At 68.3% G+C, this 16,113-nt stretch carries 22 protein-coding genes; 14 read left to right on the top strand and 8 right to left on the bottom strand.

What is annotated here, in order from left to right; genetic code table 11:
• The first annotated feature begins 9 nt into the window (after positions 1-9).
• The 3 genes from ACQPYM_RS11020 to ACQPYM_RS11010 are packed head-to-tail and all read left to right on the top strand — an operon-like array spanning position 10 to position 3,044.
• Positions 10-1,371, top strand: coding sequence for a family 43 glycosylhydrolase (locus ACQPYM_RS11020; protein WP_433018800.1), 1,362 nt, complete (start codon positions 10-12; stop codon positions 1,369-1,371).
• Between the two features lie 50 nt (positions 1,372-1,421).
• On the top strand, positions 1,422-2,627 hold the full coding sequence (locus ACQPYM_RS11015; RefSeq protein ID WP_433018798.1) for a hypothetical protein: 1,206 nt from the start codon (positions 1,422-1,424) through the stop codon (positions 2,625-2,627).
• Positions 2,628-2,651: 24 nt separating this feature from the next.
• Positions 2,652-3,044, top strand: a complete 393-nt coding sequence (locus ACQPYM_RS11010; protein WP_433018795.1) for a VOC family protein — start codon at positions 2,652-2,654, stop codon at positions 3,042-3,044.
• Positions 3,045-3,061: 17 nt separating this feature from the next.
• Here the strand turns inward: ACQPYM_RS11010 and ACQPYM_RS11005 are convergent, their stop codons facing one another.
• A complete protein-coding gene (locus ACQPYM_RS11005) occupies positions 3,062-4,273 on the bottom strand; it encodes an RNA polymerase sigma factor (protein WP_433018792.1) in 1,212 nt (403 codons plus the stop codon).
• An 11-nt stretch (positions 4,274-4,284) separates the two neighbouring features.
• Positions 4,285-4,665 (bottom strand): YciI family protein, encoded by a 381-nt coding sequence (locus tag ACQPYM_RS11000; protein ID WP_433018789.1) that lies wholly within the window; start codon positions 4,663-4,665, stop codon positions 4,285-4,287.
• Positions 4,666-4,790: 125 nt separating this feature from the next.
• Here ACQPYM_RS11000 and ACQPYM_RS10995 point away from each other — a divergent pair, with 125 nt between their 5' ends.
• The 6 genes from ACQPYM_RS10995 to ACQPYM_RS10970 all read left to right on the top strand — a co-directional run bounded on the left by ACQPYM_RS10995 (position 4,791) and on the right by ACQPYM_RS10970 (position 8,402).
• The gene (locus ACQPYM_RS10995; RefSeq protein ID WP_433018786.1) at positions 4,791-5,579 is read left to right on the top strand and encodes a helix-turn-helix transcriptional regulator; all 789 of its coding nucleotides are present in this window, start codon (positions 4,791-4,793) and stop codon (positions 5,577-5,579) included.
• A gap of 22 nt (positions 5,580-5,601) precedes the next feature.
• Positions 5,602-5,985, top strand: coding sequence for a VOC family protein (locus ACQPYM_RS10990; RefSeq protein WP_433018784.1), 384 nt, complete (start codon positions 5,602-5,604; stop codon positions 5,983-5,985).
• The gene (locus tag ACQPYM_RS10985; RefSeq protein WP_433018781.1) at positions 5,985-6,350 is read left to right on the top strand and encodes a hypothetical protein; all 366 of its coding nucleotides are present in this window, start codon (positions 5,985-5,987) and stop codon (positions 6,348-6,350) included. Before ACQPYM_RS10990 ends, ACQPYM_RS10985 begins: the two co-directional genes overlap by 1 nt.
• A 103-nt stretch (positions 6,351-6,453) precedes the next feature.
• Positions 6,454-7,047 (top strand): dihydrofolate reductase family protein, encoded by a 594-nt coding sequence (locus tag ACQPYM_RS10980; RefSeq protein WP_433018778.1) that lies wholly within the window; start codon positions 6,454-6,456, stop codon positions 7,045-7,047.
• Between the two features lie 27 nt (positions 7,048-7,074).
• Complete coding sequence (locus ACQPYM_RS10975) at positions 7,075-7,485, top strand: VOC family protein (RefSeq protein WP_433018775.1); 411 nt, start codon at positions 7,075-7,077, stop codon at positions 7,483-7,485.
• A 110-nt stretch (positions 7,486-7,595) separates the two neighbouring features.
• Complete coding sequence (locus ACQPYM_RS10970) at positions 7,596-8,402, top strand: class I SAM-dependent methyltransferase (protein WP_433018772.1); 807 nt, start codon at positions 7,596-7,598, stop codon at positions 8,400-8,402.
• Positions 8,403-8,482: 80 nt separating this feature from the next.
• Here the strand turns inward: ACQPYM_RS10970 and ACQPYM_RS10965 are convergent, their stop codons facing one another.
• Together ACQPYM_RS10965 and ACQPYM_RS10960 are read right to left on the bottom strand one after the other, a co-directional pair.
• Positions 8,483-9,415 (bottom strand): hypothetical protein, encoded by a 933-nt coding sequence (locus ACQPYM_RS10965; protein ID WP_433018769.1) that lies wholly within the window; start codon positions 9,413-9,415, stop codon positions 8,483-8,485.
• Positions 9,416-9,530: 115 nt separating this feature from the next.
• Positions 9,531-10,235: an NUDIX hydrolase gene (locus ACQPYM_RS10960; RefSeq protein ID WP_433018766.1), complete on the bottom strand. Its 705-nt coding sequence runs from the start codon at positions 10,233-10,235 to the stop codon at positions 9,531-9,533.
• 65 nt (positions 10,236-10,300) lie between these two features.
• Between ACQPYM_RS10960 and nadA the strand changes: the two genes are divergently transcribed.
• Together nadA and ACQPYM_RS10950 are read left to right on the top strand one after the other, a co-directional pair.
• A complete protein-coding gene (gene nadA / locus ACQPYM_RS10955) occupies positions 10,301-11,278 on the top strand; it encodes a quinolinate synthase NadA (RefSeq protein WP_433018763.1) in 978 nt (325 codons plus the stop codon).
• A 38-nt stretch (positions 11,279-11,316) separates the two neighbouring features.
• On the top strand, positions 11,317-11,487 hold the full coding sequence (locus tag ACQPYM_RS10950) for a hypothetical protein (RefSeq protein ID WP_433018760.1): 171 nt from the start codon (positions 11,317-11,319) through the stop codon (positions 11,485-11,487).
• Positions 11,488-11,531: 44 nt separating this feature from the next.
• On the opposite strand, the gene ACQPYM_RS10945 is transcribed toward ACQPYM_RS10950, so the two are convergent.
• Positions 11,532-12,401: a PhzF family phenazine biosynthesis protein gene (locus ACQPYM_RS10945; protein WP_433018757.1), complete on the bottom strand. Its 870-nt coding sequence runs from the start codon at positions 12,399-12,401 to the stop codon at positions 11,532-11,534.
• Positions 12,394-12,738: a winged helix-turn-helix transcriptional regulator gene (locus ACQPYM_RS10940; protein ID WP_433018754.1), complete on the bottom strand. Its 345-nt coding sequence runs from the start codon at positions 12,736-12,738 to the stop codon at positions 12,394-12,396. The genes ACQPYM_RS10945 and ACQPYM_RS10940 overlap by 8 nt, the downstream gene beginning before the upstream one ends.
• Before the next feature lie 82 nt (positions 12,739-12,820).
• Here ACQPYM_RS10940 and ACQPYM_RS10935 point away from each other — a divergent pair, with 82 nt between their 5' ends.
• Entirely contained in the window at positions 12,821-13,405 is a 585-nt protein-coding gene (locus ACQPYM_RS10935) for a carboxymuconolactone decarboxylase family protein (RefSeq protein ID WP_433018751.1), read from the top strand.
• A 33-nt stretch (positions 13,406-13,438) separates the two neighbouring features.
• A complete protein-coding gene (locus tag ACQPYM_RS10930; protein WP_433018748.1) occupies positions 13,439-13,732 on the top strand; it encodes a DUF1330 domain-containing protein in 294 nt (97 codons plus the stop codon).
• A 9-nt stretch (positions 13,733-13,741) separates the two neighbouring features.
• Here ACQPYM_RS10930 and ACQPYM_RS10925 read toward each other — a convergent pair whose 3' ends face one another.
• Complete coding sequence (locus ACQPYM_RS10925; RefSeq protein WP_433018745.1) at positions 13,742-14,311, bottom strand: TetR/AcrR family transcriptional regulator; 570 nt, start codon at positions 14,309-14,311, stop codon at positions 13,742-13,744.
• 46 nt (positions 14,312-14,357) lie between these two features.
• Here ACQPYM_RS10925 and ACQPYM_RS10920 point away from each other — a divergent pair, with 46 nt between their 5' ends.
• On the top strand, positions 14,358-15,506 hold the full coding sequence (locus ACQPYM_RS10920) for an SGNH/GDSL hydrolase family protein (protein ID WP_433018742.1): 1,149 nt from the start codon (positions 14,358-14,360) through the stop codon (positions 15,504-15,506).
• A gap of 22 nt (positions 15,507-15,528) precedes the next feature.
• On the opposite strand, the gene ACQPYM_RS10915 is transcribed toward ACQPYM_RS10920, so the two are convergent.
• Complete coding sequence (locus ACQPYM_RS10915; protein ID WP_433018739.1) at positions 15,529-16,113, bottom strand: hypothetical protein; 585 nt, start codon at positions 16,111-16,113, stop codon at positions 15,529-15,531.

The raw sequence follows: 16,113 nt of genomic DNA, 5'->3' as shown, positions 1-16,113 counted from the left end.
ATGTAGCGCATGACCAGTCACGAGAAAGGTTCCCCCGTCGGCCGGCGATCCGTCCTGAGCGGTCTGGCCGGTTTGGCGGGCGCCGCCATGCTGCCCTCCGGTACGGCGGCCGGCGCCGCCGCGGGCGGGCTCGAGTTCGCGGACCCGGCCTGGGGCCGGCGCTACCCGGCACCCTGGCCAGAGCTCACGCCGTACGGCCTCGCCGACACCCGGACCGACCTGTGGCCTCGAGCGGACAACTCGTTCGTCCTGCCGCTCGAACTCCGTCCCCGTGACGAGGAACTCGGCCGGGTGTGGATGCGCGACACCTACGTCAACTGCTTCGTCGTCGACGGCCGGCCGCTGTACGTCGCCACGGGTACCACCCGAGTTCCCGGTCTCGCCGCGGCCGCGCCGTGGAACGACGGGATCTTCGTCTGGGTCGCGCCGTCGCTGCACGGACCCTGGCGGCTCGTGGACACCTCCGGAATCAGGCCGGACGCGGAGAAGGGCAAGGTCTGGTCGTCCGAGTTCGTCGGCGAGAACCGGTCCGGGCGCACGGTGGTCGCTCCCTGGCAGGAGTTCTGGTACGACGAGCAGTTCGGCAAGCGTGGTCAGGTCTGGGCTCCCGAACTGCACTACTTCCGCAACACCTGGTACATCGCCGCCTGCATGGGTGACCACTCCCGCAAGGTCGGTTCCTTCCTCCTGATCAGCGACGGCGGGATCGAGGGGCCGTACCGCCTCGCCGAGGGCAATGCCGACAAGCCGTTCGGCGAGTCCTTCATCGGCGGGCCCGCGTTCATCAAGCCCGGTGCGTACCACCACATCGACGGCAGCCTCTACACCGAGGGCGACGACGCCTGGCTGGTACTGCACAACCACCTGTACGCCAGGTTCCGCGACGACATGGAAGACATCATGCCGGCCACCGGCCTGCCGAAGTTCCAGCAAAGCCAGTACGCACCCGAGCCGTATCTCGAGGGCGCCTATGTCTTCAAGTACGGCGGCAAGTACTACCTGCTGCATGCTGCGTGGGACCGCAGCTCGACCAACCCGGACGGCACCACGCGGAACGCGTACGACCCGCCTGGACCGGGCCGCGTTCAGTACCAGTACGACGCCGTGCTGGCGGTCTCCGATCGGATCGAGGGCCCGTACTCCAAGCGGTGGACCGCGGGTGTCGGCGCCGGGCACAACAACCTCTTCGAGGACGCGAACGGCCGGCTGTGGGCCACGTTCTTCCGCAATCCGGCCTTCGGCTACTGGGCCGATCCGGCACGCGTCGGGGAGGCGGCGGTGGCTGGCGTCGTCCGCCTGGAGTGGACCGGCCCGGCGAGCAACCGGATCTATGTGCGGCGCCGAGGGCATGGCGGCGCGATCGTCGACTGACCGATCGAGCGAGCGAAACCTCAACGGCACAAGGGAATCGGAGCTGAACCATGTCACGTCCGCGCCGCACGACTCGAGTCCTCGCGCTGGCCGGGGCACTCGCCCTGGTATGTGCCTTCCTGCCACGATCCGGCCACAGTCTCGAAGCGGCCGCCCAGTACCCGGTCCCCACCGAGCATCGGACCCGAGCCCTGCCCGCGCTGGGCGCGCTGGGCGCCAACTTCAACGAGAACCTGAACCAGGTCGACTACGGTGAGCTGAACTCGGCCAACGCCGACTGGATCCGCGGCTTCTACACCGTGGCCCAGGCCGACGCGCTGCCGCCTGCGCAGAGCGAGAACCTTAGGGTGATCCGAGAGGCCCGTGGGCGGGGCCTTCGGACCATCCTGAGTCTGCAGTTCCAGAAGACCAACCTCCCCTTTCCACGACCGGGCACCGCCGAGATGACCGCCGAACTCAGGCGGCTGGACCGTGTCCTGCCCCTCGTGCTCGGGGCGGTGGACATCGTCACGATCGGGAACGAACCGTTCATCGAAAGCATGCCCGGCCAACGCGACCAGCGGCTGAACGAGTTCTACGAGACCGTGGCGCGCCACGTGATCGCGGCCCGGGCGAACCTCTGTCCCGCCCCGTGCTCAACCCATCTGTACATGGGAGCCCTGAACCGGCTGGATCTGCTGGAGCAGCGCACTCCCGCCGTCGAGCGCTACCTCGGGTTCGCCCGCAGAACGCCCGCCATCGAAGGCGTCGACCTCCATCCGCACGTACCCGACCAGGCCCGGATCCAGGCCTTCCTCGACTACACCCTGCCGCGCCTGCGGCCCGATCAGACCTTCCTGGTCACCGAGTTCTCACTGGTCTGGCACTGGCAACGGCACCTGACCGACCCCATCCCGGCGGCCTTCGCGCAGCGGTACGGCTACTCGCCGGCCGTCCAGGTGTGGCAGGTCATCGGCGAGGCGATCAGGCAGCCGTTCCCCGCGCAGAAGTGGAGCGACCTGCTGTCCATGAGCCCCTGGTTCGAGTCCAGGAAGCACATGCTGCGCGAGGAGATGGCGCGGTTCCGCGGTACGGGCCGGCTCGCCGTCGCGACGTACGGCTTCCGCCAGATCCCGTCGATGACGGCCAACTGGAGCGCCACCAAGACGCCGTGGCTGCTGAACAGCGTGTTCGCCAACCTGACCGTACAACCGCGTGCCGATGGCACAGCGGCACCCGGCTACGCCTGGATCGACGACTTCCGAGCCCTGCAATAGCTTGAGACTCACTACAGTGGCGGGATGGAACGCGTCGCAGGGATCGGTGGACTGTTCTTCCGGGCGAATGATCCGAAGGCACTCGCCCAGTGGTACGAGGACCACCTCGGGATCGAGCAGGCTCCGGAGTCGTACGAGACGAGTTCGTGGTGGCAGCAGCCGGGGCCGACCGTGTTCGCACCGTTCGAGGCCGACTCCGAGCACTTCGGTCGGCCCGAACAGACGTGGTCGGTGAACTTCAGAGTTCATGACCTGGACGCGATGGTCGCGCAGTTGCGCGCCGCCGGCATCGACGTCGAGGTCGATCCTGAGGTCTACCCGAACGGCCGGTTCGCGACCTTGCACGACCCGGAACAGAATCCACTGCAACTGTGGCAGCCCGACGGAGCCGACCGACGCGGGCCGGCGAACGACTGACACCGCCGCCCGGCCTTTCAGGTGGCTGGTCCGATGGTTTCGCTCTTCTTGCGTAGGAAGTGGATGGCAGGTTCGGTTCTGGCCAGTTCTGCGGCACGGGCGTAGGCGTTTGCGGCCTCGGCTGATCGACCGAGGCGGTGCAGCATCGAGCCGCGTGCGGCGTGCAACAGGTGGTAGTTGGCCAGTGTGTCAGCGAGGCCGTCGAGCAGGTGCAGGCCTTCAGTCGGGCCTTGGGTCTCGGCGACGGCGATGGCGCGGTTCAGCGCGACGACCGGTGTCGGCGTGACCGCGATCAACCGGTCGTAGAACCTCACGATCGAAGTCCAGTTCGTCTCCTCGTAGCTACCTGCCGCGCAATGCAACGCCTGGATCGCGGCTTGCAGCTGAAACGGCCCGAGCCGGCGCCTGCGCAGGCAGCGCAGTACGAGCGCCTGCCCCTCGGCAATCAGGGATTGATCCCACAGCGACCGATCCTGGTCCTTCAGCAGTACTACGTCAGTTCCACCGCCGCGGGCGGGCATGCGCGCGTCGTTCAAAAGCATGAGGGCCAGCAGCCCCAAGGCCTCCGGCTCATCCGGCATCAGGACAGCCAGCAGCCGGGTCAGTCGTGTCGCCTCGGCGCGAAGGTGGCTGCGCCCGGAGTCGTCCGCGCCCGCGTTGTACACCAGATAGAGCACCGAGAGCACTGCGCGCGTCCGGCCCGGCAGTTCGGCGTCGTCGGGCACCCGAGAGGGAATGCCGGCCGCCTTGATCTTGTACTTCGCGCGCACCAGCCGTTTCGCCATCGCCTCGTCGCTCATCAGGAACGCCGATGCCACCTCCGACGGCGTGAGCCCCGCGATCAGTCGGAGGGTGAGGGCAACTTGGTGCTCGACCCGGATGGCGGGATGGCAGCACGTGAACACGAGCCGCAACTGATCGTCCTCCATCATGTCGGACGACTCCCACTCGGCGCCTGACTCGGCTCGGAGCCGGTCCGACGCGATTCCCTCGGTCAACTCGCGTCCGCGCCGGGTCCGGCGTACGACGTCGACGGCACGATTCCTCGACGTCGTGACGATCCAGCCGGCCGGGTTCTCCGGGACGCCGTCCCGCGGCCAGCGATCGAGGGCGGTCACGAAAGCATCCTGTACGGCGTCCTCGGCCAGCGTGATGTCACCGAAGAGCCGGATCAAGGTGGCCACGGCCCGCCCTTGCGCCTCCCGAAAGACCCGCTCGACGTCGTCCACCCGCGCCTCCGTCAGTGGCCGTCCCGCAGGCGTCCGGTGGCTCGGAACGGCCGCACCTCGATGGCGTGGTTGACGGCTTCCACGACCTTCTCCGCCCACGCGAGCGCCGCGTCGAGATCCTCGGCGTTGATGACGTAGAAGCCACCGATGTGCTCTTTCGCCTCCACGAAAGGCCCGTCGGTCGTGACCTTGTCGAGGCCTGTGCCGCCCCTCACCACCGTCGTCGCGTCGGGACCGTGCAGCGCGCCGCCGAACACGAAGGCCCCGGCCCGGTCCATCTCCTCCTCGAGCGCGATCACGCGCCCCATGAAGGCCCGCATCTCCTCAGGCGTGGAAGGTGCCCCCGCGACGTTTCCCTCCACCTCGTACACCGACAGCAGGTACTGACTCATCTCGACTCCTCAGGTCCGCGGGACCATCCCGCTTCGACCTAGTGACGAAAGACCGAGGCACGATCAGGACAACTCTCGCACCGAATCCCGATTTTCTGTCCCCGGCCGCGCCTAGCCTGACGGTTATGAACCGCATCGACCGTCTGTACGCCCTGGTCGAGGAGCTGCGAGCGGCGGGGCCGAGGGGCCGTACCGCGCGGCAGCTGGCCGGGCACTTCGAGATCAGTGTCAGGACCGTCGAGCGCGACCTGAGTGCGCTCGGTCAGGCCGGCGTCCCGCTCGCGACCAAGCAGGGACGCACCGGCGGCTACACACTTGACCGGTCGATGAGCCTGCCCCCGCTCAACTTCACGCCCCGCGAAGCCACGGCGGTAGCTGTCGCGCTGAGCCGGAGCGACCACGTGCTCTTCGCCCGCGACGCCCGAAGCGCATTGCAGAAGATCGTGGCCGCGATGCCCGAGCGCGCACTCGAGGAAGCGCGCACGGCTGCCGCGAAGGTCAGACTGCTCATCCAGCCGGTGCCTGACCCCGATGCCGATATCGCCGAGAGCATCTGGCGAGCCGTCCGCGATGTCCACGTACTGCGCATCTGCTACATCGACGTCGGCGGCATCGAAACCGAGCGAGAGGTCGAACCGCAACACGTCGTCGTCGGCCCCAACGGCTCCTACCTCACCGCCTGGTGCCACCTGCGGCAGGACGACCGGGTGTTCCGGATGGACCGCATCACCCGCGCCGAGCCCACACCGACACCGCCACGCCCGCGGCGCGCTGCCCCTGAGGTGAAGGTCGACGGTCACGACACGAAACTGCCGGAGTCGGCGCTGCGTCCCGAAGATCTACTGCCGAACACCGACATAGGGCTGTCGCGAGCCCCTGCGACGGTGGGACCAACCCGCCGCTCCGGTGGGTGATCCACACACGAAGGAGACCCTCATGACCACTCCCGGCACCCTGGCCTGGTTCGAAATCGCCACCAGCGACCCCGACGGCACCCAGCAATTCTTCGGCAGCCTCTTCGACTGGAGCTTCGACACAGACGGCCCCGCCGCGGCGGGCGGCCTGGACTACCGCAACATCAAGGCCTCCGGAGCCGACGCACCGATGGGCGGCATCTTCGGTACCGGCGGCCAGCTGCCCGACCACGCGGTGTTCTACATCCTCGTCGCCGACGTCGAAGCCACCTGCGCGGACGCCGAACAGCTCGGCGGCTCAGTCGTCAGCAAGCACCTCGATCCCGGGCCGGGCGCCCCAGCCTTCGCCTACCTCCGCGACCCGTCAGGCAACCAGTTCGGCGTCTTCACCCCACCGGCGGCCTGATGGCACAACCCCCGAAGCGCCCCTCCCCGCCGGACCGATCCGGCGGGGACGAGGCCCGCGACCTCTACGCCGAACTCACCGACGACCTGCTCTACGACCCGGCGATCGGCCGCTCCACGATGATGGGCTATCCCTGCGTCCGGCTCGCTGGGCAATTCCTCGCGTCGTACGACGAGAAGGCCGCCTGCCTGATCGTCAAACTCCCGAGCGAGCGCGTAGCCGAACTCATCAGAGCCGGCACCGGCAACGAGTTCGCCCCAGCCGGCAAGGTCTTCCGTGAGTGGATCGCAATCCCCAACAACAACCGCCAACTCTGGCGCACCCTCCTCGCCGAGGCCGTCGCCTTCGCGCGAACACACGCCTAGAGCGTCCGAGCCCCAGGGTGCCGTGTCGAGAATGACGACCTGGCTCCGACAAGTAGGTGACAAGCAAGTACTCCGACTTGCGGTGGACAGGGGACGAACGGGTATGACGAAAGTCTTTGCGCAGGCGTCGGTTTCGCTGGACGGGTATATCGCCGGACCGGGCGGTACAGGGTTCGATCGGCTCTTCGCGTGGTGCACGGCCGGTGATGTGGAGACGCCGACTCGACAGCCCGATCGATTGACTTACCGGACCAATTCCGCGACCGCGGCGTACCTGCGTGAACTGATCGACGAGACCGGGGCCATCGTGGTCGGGCGGCGGCTGTTCGACGTGACCAACGGATGGGGAGGGTCACATCCGTCGGGCGTCCCGGTGTTCGTGGTGACGCATCAGCCGCCGGCCGACTGGTCCAACACCGATACGCCGTTCTCGTTCGTCACCGATGGTGTCGCGGCAGCCATCGAGAAGGCCAAAGCCGTGGCCGGCGGCAAGAAGGTGGGCATCGGTCCGGGCTCGACCGTCGGACAGGCTCTTCGGGCCGGACTCGTCGACGAGCTCCGCGTTGACCTCGTACCGGTGACGCTCGGCGGCGGCGTCCGCATGCTCGACGGCCTCGACGACCAACCGCGCGACTTCGCCACCCCTCGCGTGATCGCAGGCATCGGCGTCACTCACCTCATCTACCAACTCTCCTGACCAGACCAGTCCCGAAAGGCCCTCGAGATGACCGACAACCCCACGCCCGCCGTTCAGCCAGGCGCGTTGCTGCTCGAACTGGTCCTCGTGCCGGTCAGCGACATCGACCGCGCCAAGGCCTTCTACACCCAGCAAGTCGGCTTCACCGCCGACGTAGATGTCAGTCCGAGCGAAGGAGTCCGAGTCGTGCAACTCACCCCGCCCGGCTCCTACTGCTCGATCACCCTCACCTCTGGTCTGCCGGAGACTGAGATGCCGGCCGGTTCGCTCCGCGGGCTCCACCTGGTAGTGGCAGACATCGAGGCCGCTCGCTCGGAACTGATCGAACGCGGCGTCGACGTCGCACCGACAGAGGACTTGGGCGGTGTCTTCTACGCCCGGTTCGCGGATCCGGACGGCAACACGTGGGTCTTGCAGCACATGCCCTGGCGCCGTTGACCCTTTACAGTGCCTCCAGGAGCGTCGCCACGTTCGTGCTGACCTGCCGTGCGCTGCGCGCAGCCTGACCTTCGAAGGATCCGGATGATGGAACAGATCGGGGTGACGCGGTGACCGATCGCCAGGAACACCTCGCCCGGATCGCCGCGGGCTGGGACGAAGCAGCCGCCGGCTACGAGCAGTACTACGTACCGCGGTTCGCGCCATGGGTCGACGCCGCGGTTCGTGCGGCGGTCTCGGCCCCGCTGCCCGACGGTCCGGTCCTGGTTCCTTGCTGTGGCACCTTTCCGGAACTGAACGCGTTGGTCCGGCACCTGCCCGACCGCCGGATCATCGGCATCGACCTGTCCACGGAGATGGTGCGTCTGGCCCGCGAGCGGGCCGGTGGACACCCCCAGGTCAGCGTCGTCGAGGGTGACGCGTCGACCCTGGCACCCGAGTGGTCCGGGCAGTGCGCTGCCGTGGTGTCGGTGTTCGGCCTCCAGCAACTGCCGGAGCCGGCTGCCGCGCTGCGGTCCTGGACAGGGGCTTTGCGCAACCATGGTCGGCTCTCGGTCGTGTACTGGCCCAGCACAACCGAGACTGACGGTCCGTTCGCCCTCATCGCCCGGCTTGTCCGCGAGGTCGCGCCCTCCGACCACGACGCGTCCTGGGAAGACGAGCTCGTACCGACGCTGACCGCGCACGGAGCGATGATCGAACAGGACACCCAGCTCTCTTTCCCGATGGTCCACCCGGACGCCGCCAGCTTCTTCGAGGCGCACACCCGCTCCGGACCGCTGCGAGCACTCGCCAACGCCCGCGGCGCCGCGTTCATCGCCGACCTCCGCGAGCGCTTCCTCGCCCAGGCGCCGACCGGCCAGTGGGAGCACCACCCACAAGCCCGCCACCTCACCGCCCACCGCCAGACCGACTGACCCCGCCCTGCCGCACGCGGCCCGACGAACCCCTTGTCCGACCTGGCTGCTACATCCAGCGGCCAGGTCGGCCGACGTACTTATTCGCCGGTGAGGTTGTCGATCTTCGGGGCGTAGCGGAAGTAGTGCGGGTCGTTGAAGGTGCCGGGGACTTTGCCGAGGCTCTTGATCGCGGTACCGGTGCCGCCGACGTGGCCGAACTGATAGAGATAGGCGGAGTTGGTGTCGCGGTCGATGCCGAGGACCAGGGAGCCGTCGGGGCCGCAGGGGGTGGCGATGAGCTGCTCGAAGACCTGCCAGGTCGAGGTGCGGACCGTGCGGCCGTAAGTCTGCATCGGGTAGGTGGTGCCGACGGCGACGAGGACCACCATCAGCGCGCCGGCCCGGGTGTTGGTCAGGAAGCTCTCGTAGAAGTCGTCGCGGCCGATCAGGGTCATCGACTTGACCGTGCTCAGCCCGCCGATGCCGCCGCTGTCGCGCCAGACGCCGTTGCTCGCCAGGTTCCAGCGCTCGAAGAAGCCGGACGTGTCCTGGGCGTAGAGCGTCGTCCGGACGGGGCCGCTGACCTTCTCCTCGACCGACCGCTCGATCCAGCGGAAGTTCGACCAGCCGCCACCGATCCGGCGGTGGACCACCGGCCGGGCCGGGTCGATCTGACCGTTGGTCTTGAGGTTGTAGCTGGTTTCGTACAGGGCGCCACCCATCACGGCCATGCCGGATCGGGTGCGGCCGCCCTCCGGTACAGGGAAGTCCCTGAAGGTACTGATGTGCTTGACCGCACCCGCCGGGTAGACGCCAGGCACGGACTGCACCGCGCCGACACTGACCGGCGCGCCGGCGGTGATCGTGCGGGCGGTCTGAGCGCCGGCAGCGGTGATCGAGCCGAGGTCGAGTGTGCAGGCCGCCGTACTGCGCGCGGTGTCCGACGTGGTGGCGTTGGCCGGCCCGACGGTCGAGCCGAGCGTCACGGCCAGCGCCGCGGCACCCGCGAGACTGATGGTCTTTCGGAACATGACTTTCCTCCCGGTTCCGAGAGCCCCCCTTGTGGCCCTCGTCACCTTAGAAGCCGCCCGGCGCCGAGAAGTTGGGGATCTGTCTAGACCGTTACACGTACTGCGACGGTCTCGATCAGCGTGGGGGCCGGAGGACCGCGAACGGGTCGGTGACGGTGAGCTCGCGGGTCACGAACTTGTAGACGGTGGCCGGGCGTCCACCGGACTGGCCAGGGCTGGCTCGCCGATCGGTCGGGTCGATCACGTGCCGGCGGGTCAGGACGCGGGTGAGGTTGGTGGCGCCGGGCTGGTAGCCCAGGGCCGCACCGAACAGATCCCGCAGCTCCGCGATGGTGAACTCGAGCGGAGCCAGCGCGAACCCGATGTTCGTGTACGAGAGCTTCGCGCGCAGCCGCCCGGTCGCGGCCTCGATGAAGTGGTGATGGTCGAACGCGGTCCGCGGCAGCTCCTCGACCGGATGCCAGGCCGTGTCGGACGGAAGATCCGGCTCGACGTCGGACGGAACCAGGCCGAGATAGCCCGTGGCCAGCACCCGGGCCCGGGGATCACGGTCGACGCGGCTGTGGGTGGCCAGCTGCTCCAGATGCGCGACGTCGCGGACATCGACCTTCGCGGCGAGGTGCCCGGTGATGGCCTCGCGGAACCTCTCGGTGGCCTCGACACCGCCGCCGGGAAGGGCCCACCGGTCCCGGTGCGGACTCCGGGCGCGCTTCCAGAGCAGGACGCACAGCCTGCCGTCGCGGACGGAGAGGACCACCGCGAGGACTTCGTGGGGATAACTGGGGAAGTTAACCCGATCACGTTCGTTGCTTGCCGGCACGTCGCCGATGGTAACGTGAGCCTAGTTATCGCCTCTGAAGCGAAAACCTCCCAAAGGACACCGACGTGACTATTACCGAGACCCGATCGACCCACTGGCAGGACGAGGTACGCCGCCTCGCCCGGGAGCGGGACGCAGTGATCCTCGCTCACAACTACCAGGAGCCGGCGATCCAGGATGTCGCCGACCACGTCGGTGACTCGCTCGCCCTGTCCCGGATCGCGGCCGGGACCGACGCCGGCACGATCATCTTCTGCGGCGTGCACTTCATGGCCGAAACCGCCAAGCTGCTCAGCCCCGGCAAGACCGTGCTGATCCCCACCGCCCAGGCAGGCTGTTCCCTGGCGGACACCATCGACGCGGATCAGCTGCGGGCCTGGAAGGCCCAGCACCCGGGTGCCGCGGTCGTTGCCTACGTCAACACCAGTGCGGCGGTGAAGGCGGAGGCCGACGTCTGCTGCACCTCGTCCAACGCCGTGGAGGTCGTCAACTCGATCCCCCGCGATCAGAAGGTGCTGTTCCTGCCCGACCAGTTCCTCGGGGAGCACGTCCGGCGGCAGACAGGCCGGGACAACATCGAGGTGTGGATGGGTGAGTGCCATGTCCACGCCGGGATCAGCCCGGTCGACCTGCGCGCCCAGGTCGCGGCCAACCCCACGGCCGAGGTCCTCGTCCACCCCGAATGCGGCTGTGCGTCGTCGACGATCTGGCTGGCCGGGCGGGGCGACCTGCCGGCCGAGCGGACCCACATCCTCTCCACGGCCGGGATGCTGGAGACCGCCCGCGGCATGAAGGCCGAGACCGCCCTCGTCGCCACGGAGATCGGCATGCTGCACCAGCTGCGCAAGGTGAATCAGCACACGACCTTCGTCCCGGTGAACCCGAAGGCGTCCTGCCGGTTCATGAAGATGATCACCCCGGAACTGCTGCTCCGATGCCTGCGCGAGGGCCGCGACGAGATCCAGCTGCCGAGCGAGATCGCCGAGCGGGCCAGGCGTTCGGTCCAGCGAATGGTTGCCATCGGCAAGCCCGCAGCCGCGTGACGAGCCGGGACGCGTCGCCGGGCTGTCCGTCGTACAGAGTGTGTACGACGAGGTCGGGGTCTACTTGCCGGCTCGAAGCTTCCGGCACCATCAGCCTGGACACGATCGGCGACATCGTTGCCGCCGGCATCGACGCTGTCTCGGTCGGCGCCCTCACCCAGTCCCCCACCGCACTCGACATCAGTCTGCTGGTCACTCCGGCCCCCTAGATCTGGCGACGGCCGGTCCGTGCAGGTGAGCTGCTGCGGGTCGGCTAAGGGATGTGGGTACTACGTGTGACGTCCGCGGCGCCGCCCAAGCGGACCTGCAGCCCCGACGCGTCGTACTGCGTGGTGGCGGTGATCGTGGCGGGGCTGCCGAGGGAGTCACCCATGTCGACGGCAATGTCGCTGATGCCCTGGCCGGCCAGGTGCGCAGCGAGGCAGGCGGTGCTGTTGGCGTTGGCGATGTCTTCCTCGACGCCGATCGACGGAGCGAACATGCGGGCCGCGGCGCGGCCGCTGGGTGTCGGCACCGAGTAGACGTAGCAGCCCAGGAAGCCGAGCCGGTCGCAGGCGTCACGGAGCCGTTCGAAGTCCGGGCTGAGAGCAGTGAGAGCGGACCGCGTAGTAAGGGGAACCAGCAACCGCGACCGCCCTACCGAGGCGACGCGGGTGCCGGGAGCGAGGGTGCCCGGGGTGACACCGAGTGCGGGCAGGACAAGGTCGCACTCGATCGCTGTGGGCCTGCGGAGATCTACGGGACCGGGGTCGAAGGCGGCCTTGAAATGAGTGTTCTCCCGGACAGACGAACCAGTGAAAACGCGCCCTGCCGTATGGATGGTGGCTCGATACTCCGGGCCCCCTGCACGCTCGGCCAGGAAGGCCAGGGCGGCAACCGTCCCATGACCGCACCCAGGCAGCTCTCCCTCGGCGGTGAAGAAGCGGAGGGAAACCACCGGGCCGCCGGGTCGGCTGTCGCGCACCGACACAAAGACCGCGTGCGACGTTCCCATCGCCGCCGGCACCCGACGGCGTTCATCGTCACTCAACGGGGCCTCGTCCAGAACCGCGGTGGGACTACCGCCCTGGCCGTCGCGCAGACAGGCGCGGACGATCGTGACGGGCAGACCGTGCCTACTCATCCCGGGGCCGTGATCCTTGCGCCTGCGCCCAGGTGACCGCCCATTCGTCGAGTGGTCGGAGGGCGTGACTGAGTGCTTCCCCCAACTCAGTGAGCTCGTAGCCGTCGGCGGAGCGGGCGATGATCCCGCTTGCCGTGAGTTCGCGAAGCCGCTGGTAGAGGACGCTGGAGGACATCTCGTCGCACTGTGCCAGCAGCGCGCGGGCGCCGAGCGGCCCCGCACGCAGCTCCCAGAGAATGCGCAACGCCCACCGACGACCGAAGAGGTCCATCGCGGCCATGATCGGACGGCCGGTCGCCGATCCACGAACCGGCGTTCCTGGGCGCGGTGTCGGCATGACCCTCCTTGCGTTTCGTTATTCGAAACACTAGCATCCATCCAGTGTTTCTAATTTAGAAACAACCTCACCGGGAGCGTCGATGTCGCGAATAGCCCTGCTGGAGCCGCCGTACGCCGACGAGGCCGGCGCGCTGCTCGCGCGCATGATGCCCGGGGACGTGCCGCCGATCGGGCTGTTCCGGATGTTCGCCAGGAACCTCCCGATGGCCGGTGCCATGCACGAATGGGGGCGCTACGAGCTGGGCCGGCAGCTGACCCTGACCATGCGGGAGCGCGAGATCGCCATCGATCGGACGTGCGCGCTGTGCGGCTGCGAGTACGAGTGGGGCGTGCACATGATGACGTTCGCCGAGCGGGTCGGGCTCACCCGCGAGCAGGCGGCATCCCTGGTGCACGGCGGCCCTGCTGACGAGTGCTGGACGTCCGAGCGGGAACGGCTGCTCATCCTCGCCGTCGACGCGCTGCACGAGCGTTCCGACATTGACGACGCGCTGTGGACACGACTCGCGGCGGTCTTCGACGAGCTCCAGCTGCTCGATCTGCTGCTGCTGTGCGGGTGGTACCACGCCGTCAGCTTCGCCGCGCGCGCCGCGCGGGTGCCGCACGAGCCCGGCGCGCCTCGCTTCGCCGACTTCCTCCCCACCACGACCACGACCAACCCGTAAGTCAGATGCACTCATCCCACCACTGGAGGTTCCATGCCCAAGGGCTACTGGGTCAGCGCCTACCGCACCATTTCAGACCCTGAGAAACTGGCTGCTTACAACGAGCTGGCCGCTCTGGCCGTCAATCCCGCGGGCGGGCGGACCATCGTCCGTGGCGGCCGGGTCGTGGCCCACGACGCCGGAATCGCCGAACGCACCGTCGTGGTCGAGTTCGACAGCTTCGAGCAGGCCGTCGCGGCGTACGAGAGTGCGGCCTACCAGACGGCGCTGGCTGCCCTCTCCGACGGCGTCGAGCGCGATTTCCGCATCGTCGAAGGCATCGACTGACAATTCCGGTCAGGCGGGAGGCCAGGTGGTGAGGAGGGTGTGGAGGGCGGTGATGGTGGTGCGCCACGAGGCGTTGGTGGAGCGAGGGGTGTGGCGGAAGGAACCGGCCAGCTCGAGGCTGATGTAGCCGTGGAGGGTTGCGCCGACGAGGCGGATGGCGTCTGTCTGTGCGTGGCCGGTCAGGTTGTACGCGCGCAGAATGGCTCGCGTCAGTTCCGCGTGGCGACGGGCAGGCTCGGCGGCCGGCCCGTCGGCGTCGAGGTCTTGCTGCATGGCGGCGTACCGGCCCGGGTGCTGTTTCGCGTAGTCGCGGTAGGAGTTGGCAAACGCGAAGAGCGCCTCCCTACCCGCACGCCCGGCCATCGCAACCGCAACCCGGTCGGCGAGTTCCGTCAGCGCCAGTGCGGCGACTCGGACGCGCAGGTCCTGGGCGTTCTTCACGTGCGAGTACAGGCTCGCGTCCTTCACCCCGAAGTGCCGGGCCAGCGCCGAGACCGTGACGTTGGCGAAGCCGATCTCGTCGGCCAGCTCGGCAGCCGCGGCGGTCAGGCGCTCGGTGGTCATCCCCACTCGCGGCATACCGTCCTCCTCTAGCCATTTGCCTAGGACTATTAGGATAGTACCTATGAACCACAAGTTACTGACTACTCGCCTCGACGAGCAGCTCGTCCGAGGTGCCGTGGAGTTGGAGACCACGCAGTACGGCGTACTGCCGCATCGCCTGCCCGCGTGGGCCCGCGCACAGACCAACGACGGGCAGCTCGCGATGGCCGAGGCTCAGCCGTCCGGCGTACGGCTCGCCTTCCGCACCGCCGCAACCGAGATCGAACTGGACGTCTTGCCGACCAAGGTCGCGTACGCCGGTGCGCCTGCCATGCCCGACGGTCTCTACGACCTGCTCGTCGACGGCCGGCTCACGGCCCAGGCCAGCGCGCCGGGCGGCAACGTCCTCACCATCGACCTCGCCACCGGAAGCGCCGACCTCACCCCGGGCTCCCCCACGACCGTCACCTTCGCGGAACTGCCCGAAGGCGACAAGAATGTGGAGATCTGGCTCCCCCACCGCGAACGCACCGAACTGGTTGCCCTGCGCACGAATGCGCCGGTGGAACCACAGCCCGACCACGGCCGGAAGATCTGGCTGCACCACGGCAGCTCGATCAGCCACGGCTCCAACGCGGACAGCCCGACGGCGACCTGGCCCGCGCTGGCCGCAGCCCGCGGCAACGTGGAGCTGGTCAACCTCGGCTTCGGTGGAGGCGCGCTGCTCGACCCGTTCACCGCGCGCACGATGCGCGACCTTCCCGCCGACCTGATCAGCGTGAAGATCGGCATCAACCTGGTCAACAGCGACCTGATGCGGCAACGCGCGTTCGGTCCGGCGGTCCACGGCTTCCTCGACACGATCCGCGACGGGCACCCGGACACTCCACTGCTCGTCGTCTCGGCGATCTACTGCCCGATCCACGAGGACACCCCCGGACCAGGCGCGCCGGACTTCCGCGACGGCAAAGTCAGCTTCCGCGCCACCGGTGATCCCACCGAGCCCGGCAAGCTGACCCTCACCTACATCCGCGAAGCACTGGCCGAAATCACCGCCATCCGAGCGAAGACCGACCCCAACCTGGGTTACCTCGACGGCCGGGACCTGTACGGCGAGGCGGACTTCGCCGTACATCCGCTCCCCGACCAGCTGCACCCCGACTCAGCCACCCACCGCCTCATCGCCGACCGCTTCGCGAGCCACCCGTTCCTCACCACCCAGCCGGCCTGACTCATCGGAGGCTGTAGCTGGGTCAGAGCGAGTTGAGGTAGGCCTTGCCTCTGGGGGTTAGTTCGTAGCCGGTTTCCAGGCTGTAAGTGAGGCCCAAGTTTTTCAGTTTGCGGACGTCCAGTTTGAAGCTGGGGGTGTCGCGGCCGAGGTCCGCGGCCAGGTCGGCTGCTCGGGTGGCGGGGGTGGCCTGGATCTTTTGGAGGGTGGCGGTGGTCCAGGCGCCGTGGCGGCCCAGCTCGTCCAGCTTGGCCAACGCCGTGCGGAGTTCTTCCAGGTCCTCGGGCGAGAGGTCGGCGTTGGCGGCCAGCTCTTCGCGCGGGTCCGGGCCTTCGACCAGGTGGAACTTGATCAGGAAGGTCGGCCAGTCCTCGTTGCCGCGCAGCCGGCGGCGGACGTCGCGGGCGTTCTGGCGGTCGGCGGCGAAGATGTCGTCGTCGTAGTCGGAGATCAGGTCGGGATTGACCTGCCGGACGCTGTCGATCTCGATCCGGCCGGCGTTGGTCCGGTAGATCCGGCCCTCGACCACGCGCGGTTCGGCCCAGCGCCGGTACGCCGCGGTGATCTTGCCCGCCGCGACGCCATCACGATCTGACCCCGCGAACAACAT

Origin of the sequence: Kribbella sp. CA-294648 (assembly GCF_050943845.1) — a bacterium.
Lineage (GTDB): Bacteria > Actinomycetota > Actinomycetes > Propionibacteriales > Kribbellaceae > Kribbella.
The sequence above is the reverse complement of the archived record's forward strand: the minus strand, read 5'-3'. Positions and strand labels throughout refer to the sequence as shown.